Below are 14,486 nucleotides of genomic sequence, written 5' to 3' on the forward strand. Positions count from 1 at the left end.
GTGCCACAGCCCGCCGATCGGCGCATCAAGAGGGCGTCTCGGATATCACTTTCCGTATTGGCGTAGGTCGACTCCGGGGTGAGCTAGCGTGGGTCGGGTGACTGCGCCTACCCCGGTAATCCCGGTTCCACCGGCCGACCTGCCCGGCACGCTCGGCGCGCTTCGGGCGGCCGGTCACCAGTACCGCACCGTCAAGCAGGAACTCCGCGACAACCTCCTCGCCCGGATGCGCTCCGGCGAGGCCCGTTTCCCCGGCATCGTCGGCTACGACGACAGCGTGCTGCCCGAGGTCGAGCGGGCGCTGCTCGCCGGGCACGACATGGTGCTGCTCGGTGAGCGCGGCCAGGGCAAGACCCGACTGATCCGCGCACTCGGCGCGCTGCTCGACGAGTGGACCCCGGTCATCCCCGGCTCGGTGCTCAACGAGCACCCCATGCACCCGCTCACCCCGGCTTCCCGTGCCCAGGTCGCCGAGGCCGGCGACGACCAGCCGGTCGGCTGGCTGCACCGCTCGATGCGCTACGGCGAGAAGCTCGCCACCCCGGACACCAGCGTCGGCGACCTGATCGGTGACGTGGACCCGATCCGGATCGCCCAGGGCCGCACCCTCGGCGACCCGGAGACCATCCACTTCGGGTTGGTGCCGCGCACCAACCGCGGCATCTTCGCCGTCAACGAGCTGCCCGACCTGGCCGAGCGGATCCAGGTGGCGCTGCTCAACGTGCTGGAGGAGCGGGACATCCAGGTCCGCGGCTACCAGCTGCGGCTTCCGCTGGACCTGCTCCTGGTCGCCAGCGCCAACCCCGAGGACTACACCAACCGGGGCCGGATCATCACGCCGCTCAAGGACCGGTTCGGCGCGGAGATCCGCACCCACTACCCCCTCGACCTGGACCTGGAGCTGGACCTCATCCGGCAGGAGGCCGACCTGGTCGCCGCCGTGCCGGAGCACGTCCTGGAGGTGCTGGCCCGCTTCGCCCGCGCGGTGCGGGAGTCGCCGTCGGTGGACCCGCGCTCCGGGGTCTCCGCCCGGTTCGCCATCGCCGCCGCCGAGACGGTCGCTGGCGCCGCGCTGCGCCGCGCCGGTCTGCTCGCCGCCACCACCACCCCGGACGGGCGGCCCGAGGCGGCGGTGGCCCGGGTCGGCGATGCCGTGTCGGTGACCAGCACGCTGCGCGGCAAGGTCGAGTTCGAGAGCGGCGAGGAGGGGCGGGAGATCGAGGTTCTCGCTCACCTGCTGCGGACCGCGACCGCCGAGACGTTCCGGGCGCACCTGGCCGGGTTGGACCTGTCCGGCTTCACGGCGCTCGTCGAGGACGGCGCGGCGATCGAGACCGGAGAGCTGGTCAGCGCCTCCGAGCTGCTGCGCCAGGTCGGCACCGTGCCCGGCCTGGCGAAGGTCCTCGACCGGCTCGGCCTGGGCGACGCGCCCACCCCGGAGGAAGCGGCGGCTGCCGTCGAGTTCGTGCTGGAAGGGCTGCACCTGACCCGCCGGCTCGGCAAGGACGTCACCGACTCCGGGCGCACCGTCTACGGCGGCCGGGGCTGACCGTGGCCGGCAACCGGTTCCGGTACGGGCAGTGGAACGGCGGGCCCGACCCGCTCGCACCCCCGTACGACGTGCGTGAGGCGGTGGACGCGGTCGGCGCCGAGGTGCTGGCCGGCGGAAGCCTGCGGGAGGCGCTGCGCGACCTGCTGCGCCGTGGCCCCAAGGGGCGGGGTGGGCTGGACGACCTGGCCGCCCGGGCTCGGCGGCTACGCCGGGAGGCGCTGCGTCGCGGTGACCTGGACGGCGCGGTGACCAGGGCCCAGGCTCTGCTCGACCAGGCTCTCGCCGCCGAGCGGGACGAGTTGCGCGGGCGCGACGACGACGCCGCGCGGTTCGCCGAGTCGGTGCTGGACAACCTGCCTCGTTCCACAGCGCGGGCGGTGGAGGAGCTGTCCGGCTACCAGTGGGCCAGCGACGACGCCCGCCGCTCTTACCAGCAGATCCTCGACCAACTTCGCGACGACGTGCTCGGTCAGCGGTTCGCCGGGCTGCGCGACGCCGTGCGCGCGTCCGCCGACCCGGCCGCCCAGCAGCGGCTCGCCGAGATGATGGGCGACCTGAACGACCTGCTGGCCCGGCACGGTCGCGCGGAGGACACCACCGACGCGTTCGCCGAGTTCATGCGCAGACACGGCGACTTCTTCCCGGAGAAGCCGGAGACGGTCGACGAGCTGATCGACGTGCTGGCACGCCGCTCGGCGGCCGGTGAGCGGCTGATGAACTCGCTCTCCGACCGGCAGCGCGCCGAGCTGGCCGGTCTGATGCAGCAGTCGCTCGGCGACCGCCTCTCCGGGGAGTTGTCAGCGCTCGACGCGAACCTGCGGGCACTGCGCCCCGACCTGCGCTGGGGGCGTGGCGAACGGGTCCGAGGTGACCAGCCACTGGACTACGCCGACGCGGCCGGCGCGTTGGGTGAGATCGGCGACCTGGACGACCTGCTGGACCAGCTCGACCAGGAACACCCCGGGGCGACCCTGGACGACGTGGACGTCGACGCGGTGGCCCGGACGCTGGGACGGGACGCCGCCGACGACGTCCGCCGACTGCGCGATCTGGAGCGGGAGCTTCGCCGGCAGGGTTGGGTGAGCCGGGACGCCGAAGGGCTCACGCTGAGCCCGAAGGCGCTGCGACGGCTCGGCGGGACCGCGCTGCGACGGGTCTTCTCCGACCTGACCGCCGGGCCGCGCGGCCAGCACGACCTGCGCTCGGCGGGGGCCGCCGGCGAGGTCAGCGGTGCGTCACGACCCTGGGAGTACGGCGACGAGCAGCCGTTGGACGTGGTCCGGACGTTGACCCGGGCGGTCAGCCGGGCCGGGCCGACCGTCCCGGTGCAGCTCGCGGTGGACGACTTCGAGGTGGTGGAGACCGAGAAGCGGGCCTCGGCGGCGGTGGTGCTCTGCGTCGACCTGTCGTACTCGATGATCTCTCAGGGTCGTTGGGGGCCGATGAAGCAGACGGCGCTGGCGCTGGCGCACCTCATGGAGACGCGTTTCCCGCAGGACGCCCTGCAGATCGTGGGCTTCGGCCGGGAGGCGACGACGCTCACCCAGCAGGAGCTGGCCGCCGTCGAGCCGGACGGGGAACAGGGCACCAATCTCCAGCACGCGCTGCGGTTGGCTGGTCGGCACCTGCGCCGACACCCGGACGCCGAGCCGGTGGTCCTGGTCGTCACCGACGGCGAGCCGACCGCCCACCTCGACCCGGACGACGGGGAGGCGCTGTTCCACTGGCCGCCGCTGCCGGAGACGATCGAGGCGACGGTTCGCGAGGTGGACCGGCTGAGCCGCTACGGCGCCACGCTCAACCTGTTCATGCTCGGCGACGACCCGGGCCTGCGGCGTTTCGTGGACGCGGTGGCTCGCCGCAGTCGGGGCCGGATGTTCACGCCGGACACCGACGACCTCGGCGAGTACGTGGTCTCCGACTACCTCCGCTCCCGCCAATCCCGCCGCTAACTCCCGGCGGGGCGGGTTGACTGGGGGAATGGAGAGCGGGGGAATGCGGCGGGCTTACGGTGCCCTGTTCGCGGAGGTCGACGCTGGCGGGTTCGGTCCGGCTCCGGAGGGGCAGCTCAGCGCCGAGCAGATCGTCGCGCATCTGGTCGCCAACGACGAGCTGATGATCCAGGCCACCGAGGCGCTGTTGGCCGGGTCGCCGTTCGCCTACTACGAGATGGAGGAGGACTTCCACCGTCCGCAGCTCGACGCGCTGGCCGCCGAGCAGGGCGGTCTGCGGGGTCTCACGGCTCTGCTGCACGGCACCAGCGACCGGTTGTGCGGGCTGGTCGACCAGCTCGGCCTGGCGGCGGAGACCCCGGTCGAGACTCACCTGCGCGAGGGCTTCGACCTCATCGTCGAGGAGTCGCTGCCGTGGTCCCGCACCCTCGATCTACACACCCGGGTCCACCTGCCCAAACACCAGGCCCAGCTGCACCTGCTCCGCTCCTGAGGCAGGCGTCGGGCATCGCGCTCTGTTGAGCGTGATACCTGTGAGTCATATTTATGCCTCACAGTCATCGCGCTCAAAGTTGCGATGCCCTGGGCGATGGCTTCAGGCCCGCGGCGGCATGACCGTCCGGTGGTGGGAGCGTGGCGGGGATGCCTGGCGGGATCAGCCGCCGATCAGCTCGCTTCGCGGGTGGAAGGTGCGGCGGTAGGTCGAGGGCGCTACGCCGATGCGTTGGTGGAGCTGCTGGCGCAGGGCGGCGGTGGTGCCGAAACCCGAGCGGTGGGCGATCTGGTCGACGGTGAGGTCGGTCGTCTCCAGCAGCAGTCGCGCGTGGTCGGTGCGCTGTTGCAGCAACCACTGGGCCGGGCTCAGGCCGGTCTCCGACCGGAAGCGCCGGGTGAAGGTGCGCACGCTCATCCGCGCCTGCTCGGCCAGGTCGCGCAGCGCGATCGGCTCGTGCAGCCGCTGCCGCGCCCACTCCCGCGCGCTCGCGGTGCTGGTGTCGGTGGCCTTCGGCACCGGCCGCTCGATGTACTGCGCCTGGCCACCGTCGCGCCACGGCGGCATCACGCAGCGCCGGGCGGCCCGGTTGGCCACCTCGCTGCCGTGGTCGAGGCGGATGACGTGCAGGCAGAGGTCGATGCCGGCGGCGACCCCGGCTGAGGTGAGCACCTGATCGTCGGCGATGAAGAGCACGCCCGGGTCGAGGTCCACCCGGCCGTGCAGGCCGCGGAACCGCTCGGCGTACGCCCAGTGGGTCGTTGCCCGACGCCCGTCGAGCAGCCCGGCGGCGGCCAGCACGAACGCTCCCGTGCAGATCGACATGATCCGGACACCCCGCTCGTGTGCCCCACGCAGCGCCTCGGCGACCTCCGGCTCGACGGTGCCCGAGATCAACGCGGTGCCGTCGTGGATGCCCGGGACGATCACCGTGTCGGCGGTGTCGAGCAGTTCCAGACCATGGTCGGGGACCACCTGGAAGCCGGCGGTGCTGCGCACCGGTCGCCCGCCCGGGGTGCACACCCGCACGTCGTAGAAGGGCGTCTGGTCGGCGGCCCGGGCGGTGCTGAAGACCTGCGCGGGAGTGCCGAGGTCCAGGCCGACCACGTGGTCCAGGGCGAGTACGGCGATCCGGTGCGGGCGAACGGTCATGGCCCGATTATTGCGCATGATGGCTTTCCGGCCACTCGTCGTGCCGTACGGCCCCGCCCAGACTGGTGCCGTGTCAAAGAACCGCCGTCTGCATCCCGCCTGGCTGGTCGCCGCCGTCGCCTTCGTGGCGCTGGTCGGTGCTGCCGGCTTCCGCGCCACCCCGTCGGTGCTGCTGCACCCGCTGCACGAGGAGTTCGGCTGGCCACTGGCCACGATCTCCGCGGCCGTCTCGGTCAACCTGCTGCTCTACGGGCTGACCGCGCCGTTCGCCGCCGCCCTGATGGACCGGTTCGGCATCCGCCGGGTGGTCTCGGTGGCGCTGCTGCTGGTCGCCGCGGGCAGCGGGCTGACTGTCTTCATGAGCGCCAGCTGGCAGCTCCTGCTCTGCTGGGGTGTGCTGGTCGGCCTGGGCACCGGGTCGATGGCGCTGGCGTTCGTGGCCACCATCACCGGGCGCTGGTTCGTCCGGCGAAGGGGCCTGGTCACCGGGGTGCTGACCGCCGGCGGGGCCGCCGGACAACTGGTGTTCCTGCCACTGATCGCCATCCTGGTGCGCGACCACGGCTGGCGTATGGCGGCACTCGTCGTGGCCGGAGCCGCGCTGGCGGTCGTACCCCTGGTGGTGTGGTTCCTGCGCGAGCACCCGGCGGATCTCGGTCTGCCCGCCTACGGGGCGGACGAGGTCGTCCCGGCGCCCCCGGCGACCGGCGGCGCGGCGGCCCGGGCGCTGGGCGCGCTGGCGACCGCGGCCCGGACCCGCCCGTTCTGGCTGCTGGCCGGGGGGTTCGCGATCTGCGGCGCGACGACCAACGGCCTGGTCGGCACCCACTTCGTGCCGGCGGCGCACGACCACGGCATGGCCCAGACCACGGCGGCCGGGCTGCTCGCCCTGGTTGGGCTCTTCGACATCGTCGGCACTATCGCCTCCGGCTGGCTCACCGACCGGGTGGACAGTCGGTTGCTGCTCGGCATGTACTACGCGCTGCGTGGGGCGTCCCTGCTGGTGCTGCCGAGCCTGTTCTCCGGCACCGCCGAGCCGACCATGCTGGTGTTCATCGTCTTCTACGGCTTGGACTGGGTGGCCACCGTGCCGCCGACCGTGGCGTTGTGCCGGGAGTATTTCGGTGGCGCCGGAGCGGTGGTGTTCGGCTGGGTGTTCGCCGCGCACCAACTCGGCGCGGCGGTCGCGGCGACCGGTGCGGGGCTGGTCCGCGACCGGCTCGGCGACTACGCGATGGCCTGGTACGTGGCGGGCGCGCTGTCGATCGGCGCGGCCGGACTGTCATTGCTGTTGCGTCGGCGACCGGGCCGGCCGGTGCCGGAGGCCGTGATGGCCGCCGCGACCGCCCCGAAGGCGTGGAGCTTCCGAGGCTGAGGCCGGGCCGGCGGCAGCGACTGCGGTCGGTCAGCTCACTGTCCACTGCTGGGCCGGCCGGCCGTCGCAGGGCCGCTGCCGGACCTCGTCGCCCGCCTCGACGCCGTCGTCGTCGGCCTGCGCGCACTTGCCGCTGTGCGCCGCGACCAGCAGCACCGGGCCGGTGCCGGTCGCGGTGAGCCGCCACTGCTGGTTGGCCTCGCCGTGGCAGGGCCACTGCATCACCCGTGCGCCGTCGTCCCGGCTGCCGCCCTCGACATCCAGGCACTGCCCGTGGGCCGCGTTGGTCAACGTCAGCACGTCCGCGCCGACCGGGTTGACCACCCACTGCTGCTCCGGGCCGCCGCTGCACGCGGCCAACTGGGCGCCGGCCTTCTCGCCGTCGCCGTCGAGCCCGAGGCAGAGCCCGGAGGCGACCCGGAGCACCCGGGGCCCGGTGGGTGGCCCGGCCGGGGTCGCCGACGGGGTCGGTGACGGCTCGGCCGGGGCGCTCGGGTCAGCCGCCGGGTCGGTCGGCGCCGCGGCGCTGGACGACGCGCCGACCGTCGCCGGCACGGGCTGCTCGTCCTGCCCGTCGAGCAGCCCGGTGGCGAAGACCACCCCGAGGAGCGCGCCGACGACCCCGACAGCCACCGCGACCCGCAGCAGCGGGTCGGCCAGCGGCCCGGGGCGGCGTGCCTGTCGCCCGCCGTAGACGGTGCCGGCGGGGTCGGGGCGTTCGTGGGGCGCGGACATACGCGTCATCCTCGCCCACGGCGGCGCGCCGGAGCCAGCCCGGCAGTCAGTCGACGACCCGGACGTCCTTCCAGAACGCCACCCGGTCACGCACCATCTCGGCGTCCGGCTTGGGCTCCGGGTAATACCAGACGGCGTCCGCGCTGGTGCTGCCCTCGTGCTCAAGGGTGTAGTACGAGGCGGTGCCCTTCCACGGGCAGACGGTGTGCGTCGCGGACTCCCGGATCAGGTCGTCGCGCAGGGCGGAGCGGGGGAAGTAGTGGTTGCCCTCCACCAGCACGGTGTCGTCGCTCTCGGCGACGACCAGGTCGTTCCACACGGCTTTTGGCATGTCTCCAACACTAGGCCGTGGCAGTGACGTCGGCAGCGCTCAGCGGGTCGGCTGCGGGTCGGTGACGTCGGCCACTGTGGCGTCGAGGGCGGCGATCACGGCATCGGCGTCGGCGGCGATGGCGAGGCCGCGTTCACCGGCGCCGAGACTGATCTCCCGGCCGCGCAGTCGCTCGTCGGCGATCACCGGCCAGGCCGTGCTCGCGCCGAACGGGGTGATGGTGCCGCGTTCGTAACCGGTGGCGGCCAGTGCGCCCGCCGCGTCGGGCATGGACAGCCGCTGCACCCCGAGCAGCGCGCGCAGCTTGGGCCACGAGACGACCCGGTCCCCGGGGGTGAGCACGAACAGGTGATCGTCCGCACTCCGGCGGACCACGATCGTCTTCACCACATCGGCGACGGCCACACCCTGGGCCGCGGCAGCCTCCGCGAGGCTCCCGGCCTCACCGCGGCTGACCAGCCGATATGGCAGTTGGGCGGCTTCCAGGGCGGCGATCGCGGGCGATGGCATGCCCGCCACGGTAACGGCCGAGCCGGTCAGCGGACGGGAAACTCCCATCGCCGACGTCCCACGGATTTTGGAACGCGAGCGTAAGGTGATCACATGCGCGCTGAGCGTGTGGATCACCCCATTGACCATGATCAAGCGGTGGACACGCTGCGACGGTCGTACGCCGCGGTGCCCACGGGCGAGCCTGTCCGGCTGGCCAAACGCACTTCCAACCTGTTCCGCCCCCGGTCCGCTCCCCGGACTCCGGGGCTCGACGTGAGTGGCCTGAACGGCGTGCTGTCGGTCGACCCGACCGGCCGCACCGCCGACGTGCAGGGCATGTGCACGTACGAGGACCTGGTCGACGCGACCCTGCCACACGGGCTGATGCCGCTGGTGGTGCCACAGTTGCGCACCATCACGTTGGGCGGTGCGGTGACCGGCCTCGGGATCGAGTCGACCTCGTTCCGCAACGGCCTGCCGCACGAGTCGGTCCGGGAGCTGGACGTGCTCACCGGCTCCGGCGAGATCGTCACCGCCCGACCCGACGGGGAGCACGCCGACCTGTTCGCCGCGTTCCCCAACTCGCTGGGCAGCCTCGGCTACGCCACCCGGCTGCGCATCGAGCTGCAGCCGGTCGGCCGGTACGTGGCGTTGCGCAACGTCCGGTTCACCCAGCTGGAGGCGCTCACCGACGCGATCGCGGAGGTGACCGCGACCCGATCCTGGGCCGGCGAGCCGGTCGACGCGATGGACGGGGTGATGTTCAGCCCCGGTGAGGCGTACCTGGTGCTGGCCACGTTCACCGACGCGGCGGGCCCGCCCAGCGACTACACCGGTCAGGCGATCTACTACCGGTCGCTGCGCCAGCGCACCCGCGACGTGCTCACCGCGCACGACTATCTCTGGCGCTGGGACACCGACTGGTTCTGGTGCTCGGCGGCGTTCGGTGCGCAGCACCCGGTCATGCGCAGGTTCTGGCCGGCGCGTTACCGGCGCAGCGACTTCTACCACCGGCTGGTCCGTCTTGAGCACCGACACCAGGTGGCGGCCCGGATCGACCGGCTGCGCGGGCAACCGGCCCGGGAGCGGGTCGTGCAGGACGTGGAGATTCCGCTGGGTGAGACGGCTGACTTCCTGCGGTGGTTCGCCAGCGCAGTGGGGATGAACCCGGTGTGGCTGTGTCCGTTGCGACTGCGTGAGCCGGCGGGGCCCGGCTCGGCACGGTCCTGGCCGCTGTATCCACTCCGGCCGGGGCAGGACTACGTCAACATCGGGTTCTGGGGGAGCGTGCCGATCGCGCCGGGCGCCGCCGACGGCGACGTCAACCGCACGATCGAACGCAGGGTGTCGGAGTCGGGCGGGCACAAGTCGCTCTACTCCGACGCGTACTACGACCGGGACGCCTTCGATCGCCTCTACGGCGGCGACACGTGGCGCGCGGTGAAAGACCGCTACGACCCGGACCACCGGCTGACGGGACTGTACGAAAAGGCGGTAGCACGAGCATGAGCCTGACCGACAGAGATCAGGGGGCGGCGAGCGTCCCCGCCACCCCACCGGCGGGGGGCCGGCAAACGGGTCCGACCGTGGCGGATGTCATCCGCGCGGTCACCTCGGGGCCGTTGCCGGTGCGGATCACCGGGTACGACGGCAGCTCCGTCGGCCCGTCCGACGCGGGCATCACCCTGGCGATCCAATCCGAGCGGGGTTTGTCCTATCTGCTCACCGCGCCCGGTGACCTGGGCATGGCCCGGGCCTACGTCAGTGGCGACCTGGCGTTGCAGGGTGTGCACCCGGGCGACCCGTACGAGGCGTTGCGGGTGCTCAAGGACGAGCTGCGGTTGCGCCCACCGTCGCTGGCCGAGGGGCTCGCGCTGGTGCGTGGGCTGGGCTGGGAGCGGCTGATGCCGCCGCCGGCACCTCCGCAGGAGGCGTTGCCGCGCTGGAAGCGGGTGATGAACGGGATGCGGCACTCCCGGGTGCGCGACAGCACGGCGATCTCCCATCACTACGACGTCTCCAACGCCTTCTACGAGAAGGTGCTCGGCCCGTCGATGACGTACACCTGCGCGGTCTACCGGTCTCCGGACGACACGCTGGAGCAGGCCCAGGCCGCGAAGTATGACCTGGTCGCCGGCAAGCTGGGGCTCAAGAAGGGCATGCGGCTGCTGGATGTGGGCTGCGGCTGGGGTGGCATGGTGCGGCACGCCGCGCGTGAGTACGGCGTCAAGGCGCTCGGGGTGACCCTGTCGCAGGCACAGGCGCAGTGGGCGCAGGCCGCGATCGAGCGGGAGGGGCTGACCGGGCTGGCCGAGGTGCGACACCTGGACTACCGGGACGCGCCGCCGGAGCAGTTCGACGCCATCTCCTCGATCGGGCTGACCGAGCACATCGGGGTGCGCAACTACCCGGCCTACTTCGGGGCGTTGCGCAGTCGGCTGCGGCAGGGCGGCCGCCTGCTCAACCACTGCATCACCCGCGCGGACAATCGGGCGCCGCACCGCTCCGGCGCGTTCATCGACCGGTACGTCTTCCCGGACGGCGAGTTGGCCGGTCCGGGCCGGTTGATCAGCGAGGTGCACGACGCCGGCTTCGAGGTGCACCACGAGGAGAACCTGCGCCAGCACTACGCGCTGACGCTGGCTGCCTGGTGTCGCAACCTGGTCGAGCACTGGGACTTCTGCGTGTCCGAGGTGGGTGCGGGCACCGCCCGGGTGTGGGGGCTGTACATGGCCGGGTCGCGGATGGCGTTCGAGCGCAACGGCATCCAGCTGCACCAGGTGCTGGCCACGCACAACGGCCCGGACGGTGTGAACGGCTATCCGCTGCGACCGGACTGGTTGCCCTGATCACCTGCTGACAGTTGCCTGAAGCTGCGTCGAGAAAGTCGGCGCGGCTTCTCGCGAACCGATTGACAAACAAGTTTTGTACGTACAAACTGATTTTGCCATGAGAGACGTCCTGTACCTGGAGCAGATCGAGCAGGCCGAAGTCCTGCTCAAGCCGCAGCGCGTCGAGGTGCTGCGACAACTGGCCGAACCGCGCACCTGCACCGAGGTCGCGGCCCGACTCGACCAGACGCCACAGCGCGTCTACTACCACGTCAAGCAGCTCGTCGCGGCCGGCCTGGTCGAGCTGGTCAACGAGCGCAAGGTCCGCGGGATCACCGAGGGCATCTACCAGGCCGCCGCCCGGTCCTACTGGCTGTCGCCCCGGCTCGTCGGCCGGATCGGGCTACGCCGGGCCCGCGACGAGCTGAGCCTGGGCTACCTGCTCGACCTGATGGAAGAGGTCCAGGCCGACGTGGCGGCCCTGGACCGGGCCGCCCCCGAGCTGCCCTCGATCGGCGTCTCCGGCGAGATCCGGGTGCCGGCCGAGCTTCGCCCGCAGTTCCTGCACGACCTGCAAACCGCACTTCAGGACCTGTTCGCCCGTTACGGCGGCAGTGAAGGAGACGCCTTCAAGCTCGCCGTCGCCTGCTATCCGAAAGGAAATGACAATGAGTGACCCGTTGAAGGTCCAGGCCCGTCTCTCCGCGCCCGTCGGGCGCGTCCGCGAGGCCCTGACCGACCCGGCCGAGCTGCGTCTCTGGCTGGCCGAGCACGCCGAGGTCGAGCTGCCCCAGCGGTACGAGTTCTGGGGCCGCTACACGCCCGAGGGTGACGCCCCGCATCAGCGGCTGCTGCACGCCGACGACGACACCCTGCGCTTCAGCTGGCTGCTCGACGGGGTGGAGACCACCACCGAGTTCCAGTTGACCGCCGAGGGCACGGACAGCACCGTGCTGACGTTGACCCAGAGCCACTTCGACTTCGCCGAGGCGATGAGCGGCTCCAGCATCCGGGGCGTGCTCCAGACGTACTGGTCGCTGTGCATCGCCAACCTGGCGGCCCACCTGGAGGGCCGGCCGTTGCTGCCCCGCACCGACTTCACCTCCGCCGACCTGCGCGGTGAGCTGGTCATCGCGGCCCCGGCCGACAAGGTGTGGGAGTCGCTGACCGACTCCGAGCAGGCCAGCGCCTGGTTCGGCTACCCGATCGGCATCGAGCCCTGGGTCGGTGGCCGGTACGCCATGGGCGGGTTCGACGCCGGTTACGCGGCCAAGGTGGTCGACCTGGAGCCGGGCCGGAAGATGTCCGTCGACTGGGGCCCGGTCGGCGTCACCAGCTGGGAGCTGGCCGAGTCCGGTGGCCGGACCACGCTGACGTTCGTGCAGAGCGGCTTCGACGAGACCAACCCGCCGTACGCGGCCTGGACCGGGTCGGTTTCCGGGCTGGCCGAGCTGCGCCGCTTCCACGAGGTGCCGGACTGGCAGCCGATCTGGCTCCCCGCCGAGATCCCCGGCCTGGAGCCCCAGCCGGCCAGCTGACTTCGACGTCCCCGGTGACCTCCACCTTGGGACAGACCGAGCCATCGGCGTCCAAGGTGGAGGGACCGGGCGACGGGTCTGCCAAGCGGCCAGCTGATCGGTACAGTCGGCTGAGTCAGTGTCGAGTCGGCGGCCGGGGCGGTGCGGGTGGCAGGTCCAGAGCATGCAGATCACACAGCGGTCGGGCATTCGCTGGAAGCGGCAATGCGTTTGTTGGGCAGGGCCGCCGGTCCGTCGGCACCGATGGAGTCGACGTCACCACCAGTTGTGCCACCCGGCGAGGGCGAGCTGCGCGGGCGCGGCACCGCCGCCGACGGGCTGGTCGAGGCCGCGGTGGCCGGGTATGGCCGGCTGGAGTCGCTGGAGATCGACCCCCGCCTGCTACGGCAAGGCACCCGTGCCATCGCCGACCGCGTGATCGAGGCAGTGCGCGCCGCCCAGGATGACGAGCTGCGGCGGCGTCAAGAGCTGCTCGGCGGTGACATCGACCAGACAGCGATGCGTCGGCAGTTGGAGGCGGTCGCGGCAGAGGCTGCTCGTGGGCTTGACGGGATGATCGGTGACCTGGACGCGTTGACTCGCCGACTCGACCAGCGGTGACCGGATGACCGACGCGATAGAGGTCGACGTCGCCGCGCTGCACTCCGCGGCGCGGAGCATCGAGGCCAGCGGTGACCGGCTCGGCGCCGAGGTGCAGCGGTTGCAGGGCACCGTCACCGGTTCGGCCAGTCCCTGGGGTGGCGACGAGGCCGGGACGGTCTTCGGAGCGGCTTACACCGAGGTGCTGCAACACGCTCTTGACGCCTACGCCTCGATGGCCGACCAGCTCCTGAGTGTGGCCGACAGGCTTGACGCCGCCGCCGACGCCCATGAGCGCAGTGACCTCGACAACGCGGCCCTGTTCACGAGACTGGGGCTGCCCGGTGGGCCTACAGCTGCCAGCTGAGCTCGCCGAGGCCCTCAACTGGGTGGGCTTCACCTGGCCTGAGGCCGACGAGGAGCTGCTGTACGAGGCCGCCCAGGCGTGGATGGCCTTCGCGGGCACGTTGCGCACGGCGGCCAGCGGGGCGAACGCCGGAGCGAGTGTCGTGAGTGCGACCAACCGGGGGCGTGACGTCGCCGCCTTCGAGGCGATGTGGCGTGGCGAGGAGGGCCCGAGCAGCCGTATCGAGGACGGCGCCGAGGCCGCGGAGCTCATCGCCGCCGCCCTGCTCGTTATGGCCGTGATCACGTTGACCCAGAAGGTCCTCACGATCGTCCAGCTCACGATCCTGGTGATCCAGGTTGCCATGGCGCTGGCGGCAGCGACTCCCACCCTCGGTGGCTCGCTGGCACAGATTCCGATCGCGATCGGCGTGGCCCGGGTCGCGATCCGCCGGATCATCAAGGAGGTCGTGCAACGGGTCGTCAACGACATCATTCCGCGACTGCTTCGCCGCGCCAAGACGTTGCTGCGCAGGTTCAACCGCAAGGGCCCGGGTCGGCGTCCGGGACGCCCCGGTGTGCCCGGACCGCTGCAGGAGGTCCGCTACCAGGGCCGGCCGATGCTGGACAAGTACCGGTACGAGACGGCCGGCGACCATCCGGGAAACCCATTTCGGCCCAGTTCGGTGCGTCGGCTCAGTGAGGCGGATCGGGAGGCGCACCGGGTGTACGTCGACTCGGACGGCATCCTGCGCCAGGCGAAAGACGGCGAGCCCTTCGACACTCGCGCCGCGTCCACCCACTGGACCAGGGACGGCGGCCGGGCCATCTTCGTCATGGATGACCGAGGCAACATGTATGCCTCGAACTACCAACGGGTTGGCGACTTCCACCACTCCACCCTGGGCAACGGTAAGCCGGTCGCGGCGGCCGGTGAGATCGCGGTCGTCGACGGTAGGGTCCAGTACGTGACCTCCGCCAGCGGGCACTACCAACCCAGTCCCGGGCATATGCGTCAGGTCACCGACGAGCTGAGCCGCAACGGCGTCAAAGACATTCCGCTCTTCGGCTTCGATGGCCGTACCCGGTTGAACTGACCCGTCGGAAAGGG

At 71.7% G+C, this 14,486-nt stretch carries 15 protein-coding genes; 11 read left to right on the forward strand and 4 right to left on the reverse strand.

Annotated elements, in window-relative coordinates; all coding sequences use genetic code 11:
• The first annotated feature begins 88 nt into the window (after positions 1–88).
• From FBZ33_RS03710 to FBZ33_RS03720, 3 genes are read left to right on the forward strand one after another with little or no spacing between them, the layout of a single operon-like run.
• On the forward strand, positions 89–1,549 hold the full coding sequence (locus FBZ33_RS03710) for a sigma 54-interacting transcriptional regulator (RefSeq protein ID WP_141907993.1): 1,461 nt from the start codon (positions 89–91) through the stop codon (positions 1,547–1,549).
• A 2-nt stretch (positions 1,550–1,551) separates the two neighbouring features.
• On the forward strand, positions 1,552–3,504 hold the full coding sequence (locus tag FBZ33_RS03715; RefSeq protein ID WP_141907994.1) for a VWA domain-containing protein: 1,953 nt from the start codon (positions 1,552–1,554) through the stop codon (positions 3,502–3,504).
• 28 nt (positions 3,505–3,532) lie between these two features.
• On the forward strand, positions 3,533–3,997 hold the full coding sequence (locus FBZ33_RS03720) for a hypothetical protein (RefSeq protein ID WP_088946350.1): 465 nt from the start codon (positions 3,533–3,535) through the stop codon (positions 3,995–3,997).
• Positions 3,998–4,159: 162 nt separating this feature from the next.
• Here the strand turns inward: FBZ33_RS03720 and FBZ33_RS03725 are convergent, their stop codons facing one another.
• Positions 4,160–5,167 (reverse strand): GlxA family transcriptional regulator, encoded by a 1,008-nt coding sequence (locus FBZ33_RS03725; protein WP_141907995.1) that lies wholly within the window; start codon positions 5,165–5,167, stop codon positions 4,160–4,162.
• A 1-nt stretch (position 5,168) separates the two neighbouring features.
• Between FBZ33_RS03725 and FBZ33_RS03730 the strand changes: the two genes are divergently transcribed.
• Complete coding sequence (locus FBZ33_RS03730; protein ID WP_255508706.1) at positions 5,169–6,524, forward strand: MFS transporter; 1,356 nt, start codon at positions 5,169–5,171, stop codon at positions 6,522–6,524.
• A 30-nt stretch (positions 6,525–6,554) separates the two neighbouring features.
• On the opposite strand, the gene FBZ33_RS03735 is transcribed toward FBZ33_RS03730, so the two are convergent.
• The 3 genes from FBZ33_RS03735 to FBZ33_RS03745 are packed head-to-tail and all read right to left on the reverse strand — an operon-like array spanning position 6,555 to position 8,100.
• On the reverse strand, positions 6,555–7,259 hold the full coding sequence (locus FBZ33_RS03735) for an RICIN domain-containing protein (RefSeq protein ID WP_141907997.1): 705 nt from the start codon (positions 7,257–7,259) through the stop codon (positions 6,555–6,557).
• Positions 7,260–7,305: 46 nt separating this feature from the next.
• Positions 7,306–7,590: a DUF427 domain-containing protein gene (locus FBZ33_RS03740; RefSeq protein ID WP_074317101.1), complete on the reverse strand. Its 285-nt coding sequence runs from the start codon at positions 7,588–7,590 to the stop codon at positions 7,306–7,308.
• A 39-nt stretch (positions 7,591–7,629) separates the two neighbouring features.
• Positions 7,630–8,100, reverse strand: coding sequence for an aminoacyl-tRNA deacylase (locus FBZ33_RS03745; RefSeq protein WP_088946353.1), 471 nt, complete (start codon positions 8,098–8,100; stop codon positions 7,630–7,632).
• Positions 8,101–8,193: 93 nt separating this feature from the next.
• Between FBZ33_RS03745 and FBZ33_RS03750 the strand changes: the two genes are divergently transcribed.
• The 7 genes from FBZ33_RS03750 to FBZ33_RS03780 all read left to right on the forward strand — a co-directional run bounded on the left by FBZ33_RS03750 (position 8,194) and on the right by FBZ33_RS03780 (position 14,472).
• The gene (locus tag FBZ33_RS03750; protein ID WP_099850771.1) at positions 8,194–9,591 is read left to right on the forward strand and encodes an FAD-binding oxidoreductase; all 1,398 of its coding nucleotides are present in this window, start codon (positions 8,194–8,196) and stop codon (positions 9,589–9,591) included.
• Positions 9,588–10,931, forward strand: a complete 1,344-nt coding sequence (locus FBZ33_RS03755; RefSeq protein WP_099850773.1) for a class I SAM-dependent methyltransferase — start codon at positions 9,588–9,590, stop codon at positions 10,929–10,931. The genes FBZ33_RS03750 and FBZ33_RS03755 overlap by 4 nt, the downstream gene beginning before the upstream one ends.
• A gap of 100 nt (positions 10,932–11,031) precedes the next feature.
• Positions 11,032–11,589: a helix-turn-helix domain-containing protein gene (locus FBZ33_RS03760; RefSeq protein WP_141907998.1), complete on the forward strand. Its 558-nt coding sequence runs from the start codon at positions 11,032–11,034 to the stop codon at positions 11,587–11,589.
• Entirely contained in the window at positions 11,582–12,451 is an 870-nt protein-coding gene (locus FBZ33_RS03765; protein ID WP_099850776.1) for an SRPBCC family protein, read from the forward strand. The genes FBZ33_RS03760 and FBZ33_RS03765 overlap by 8 nt, the downstream gene beginning before the upstream one ends.
• Before the next feature lie 243 nt (positions 12,452–12,694).
• A complete protein-coding gene (locus FBZ33_RS03770; RefSeq protein ID WP_185755198.1) occupies positions 12,695–13,051 on the forward strand; it encodes a YbaB/EbfC family nucleoid-associated protein in 357 nt (118 codons plus the stop codon).
• Between the two features lie 4 nt (positions 13,052–13,055).
• Entirely contained in the window at positions 13,056–13,397 is a 342-nt protein-coding gene (locus FBZ33_RS03775) for a WXG100 family type VII secretion target (protein WP_141908000.1), read from the forward strand.
• A complete protein-coding gene (locus FBZ33_RS03780; protein ID WP_141908001.1) occupies positions 13,375–14,472 on the forward strand; it encodes a hypothetical protein in 1,098 nt (365 codons plus the stop codon). Before FBZ33_RS03775 ends, FBZ33_RS03780 begins: the two co-directional genes overlap by 23 nt.
• Positions 14,473–14,486 lie beyond the last annotated feature (14 nt).

It is taken from the genome of Micromonospora sp. A202 (assembly GCF_006715105.1).
GTDB classification, from domain to species: Bacteria; Actinomycetota; Actinomycetes; order Mycobacteriales; family Micromonosporaceae; genus Micromonospora; species Micromonospora zamorensis.

Bases quoted from the DNA above. Each gene is read 5' to 3' on its own strand.
- FBZ33_RS03720 (WP_088946350.1), top strand. From the start codon at position 3,533: ATGGAGAGCGGGGGAATGCGGCGGGCTTACGGTGCCCTGTTCGCGGAG.
- FBZ33_RS03725 (WP_141907995.1), bottom strand. From the start codon at position 5,167: ATGCGCAATAATCGGGCCATGACCGTTCGCCCGCACCGGATCGCCGTA.
- FBZ33_RS03730 (WP_255508706.1), top strand. From the start codon at position 5,169: ATGGCTTTCCGGCCACTCGTCGTGCCGTACGGCCCCGCCCAGACTGGT.
- FBZ33_RS03735 (WP_141907997.1), bottom strand. From the start codon at position 7,259: ATGTCCGCGCCCCACGAACGCCCCGACCCCGCCGGCACCGTCTACGGC.
- FBZ33_RS03740 (WP_074317101.1), bottom strand. From the start codon at position 7,590: ATGCCAAAAGCCGTGTGGAACGACCTGGTCGTCGCCGAGAGCGACGAC.
- FBZ33_RS03745 (WP_088946353.1), bottom strand. From the start codon at position 8,100: ATGCCATCGCCCGCGATCGCCGCCCTGGAAGCCGCCCAACTGCCATAT.
- FBZ33_RS03750 (WP_099850771.1), top strand. From the start codon at position 8,194: ATGCGCGCTGAGCGTGTGGATCACCCCATTGACCATGATCAAGCGGTG.
- FBZ33_RS03755 (WP_099850773.1), top strand. From the start codon at position 9,588: ATGAGCCTGACCGACAGAGATCAGGGGGCGGCGAGCGTCCCCGCCACC.
- FBZ33_RS03760 (WP_141907998.1), top strand. From the start codon at position 11,032: ATGAGAGACGTCCTGTACCTGGAGCAGATCGAGCAGGCCGAAGTCCTG.
- FBZ33_RS03765 (WP_099850776.1), top strand. From the start codon at position 11,582: ATGAGTGACCCGTTGAAGGTCCAGGCCCGTCTCTCCGCGCCCGTCGGG.
- FBZ33_RS03770 (WP_185755198.1), top strand. From the start codon at position 12,695: ATGGAGTCGACGTCACCACCAGTTGTGCCACCCGGCGAGGGCGAGCTG.
- FBZ33_RS03775 (WP_141908000.1), top strand. From the start codon at position 13,056: ATGACCGACGCGATAGAGGTCGACGTCGCCGCGCTGCACTCCGCGGCG.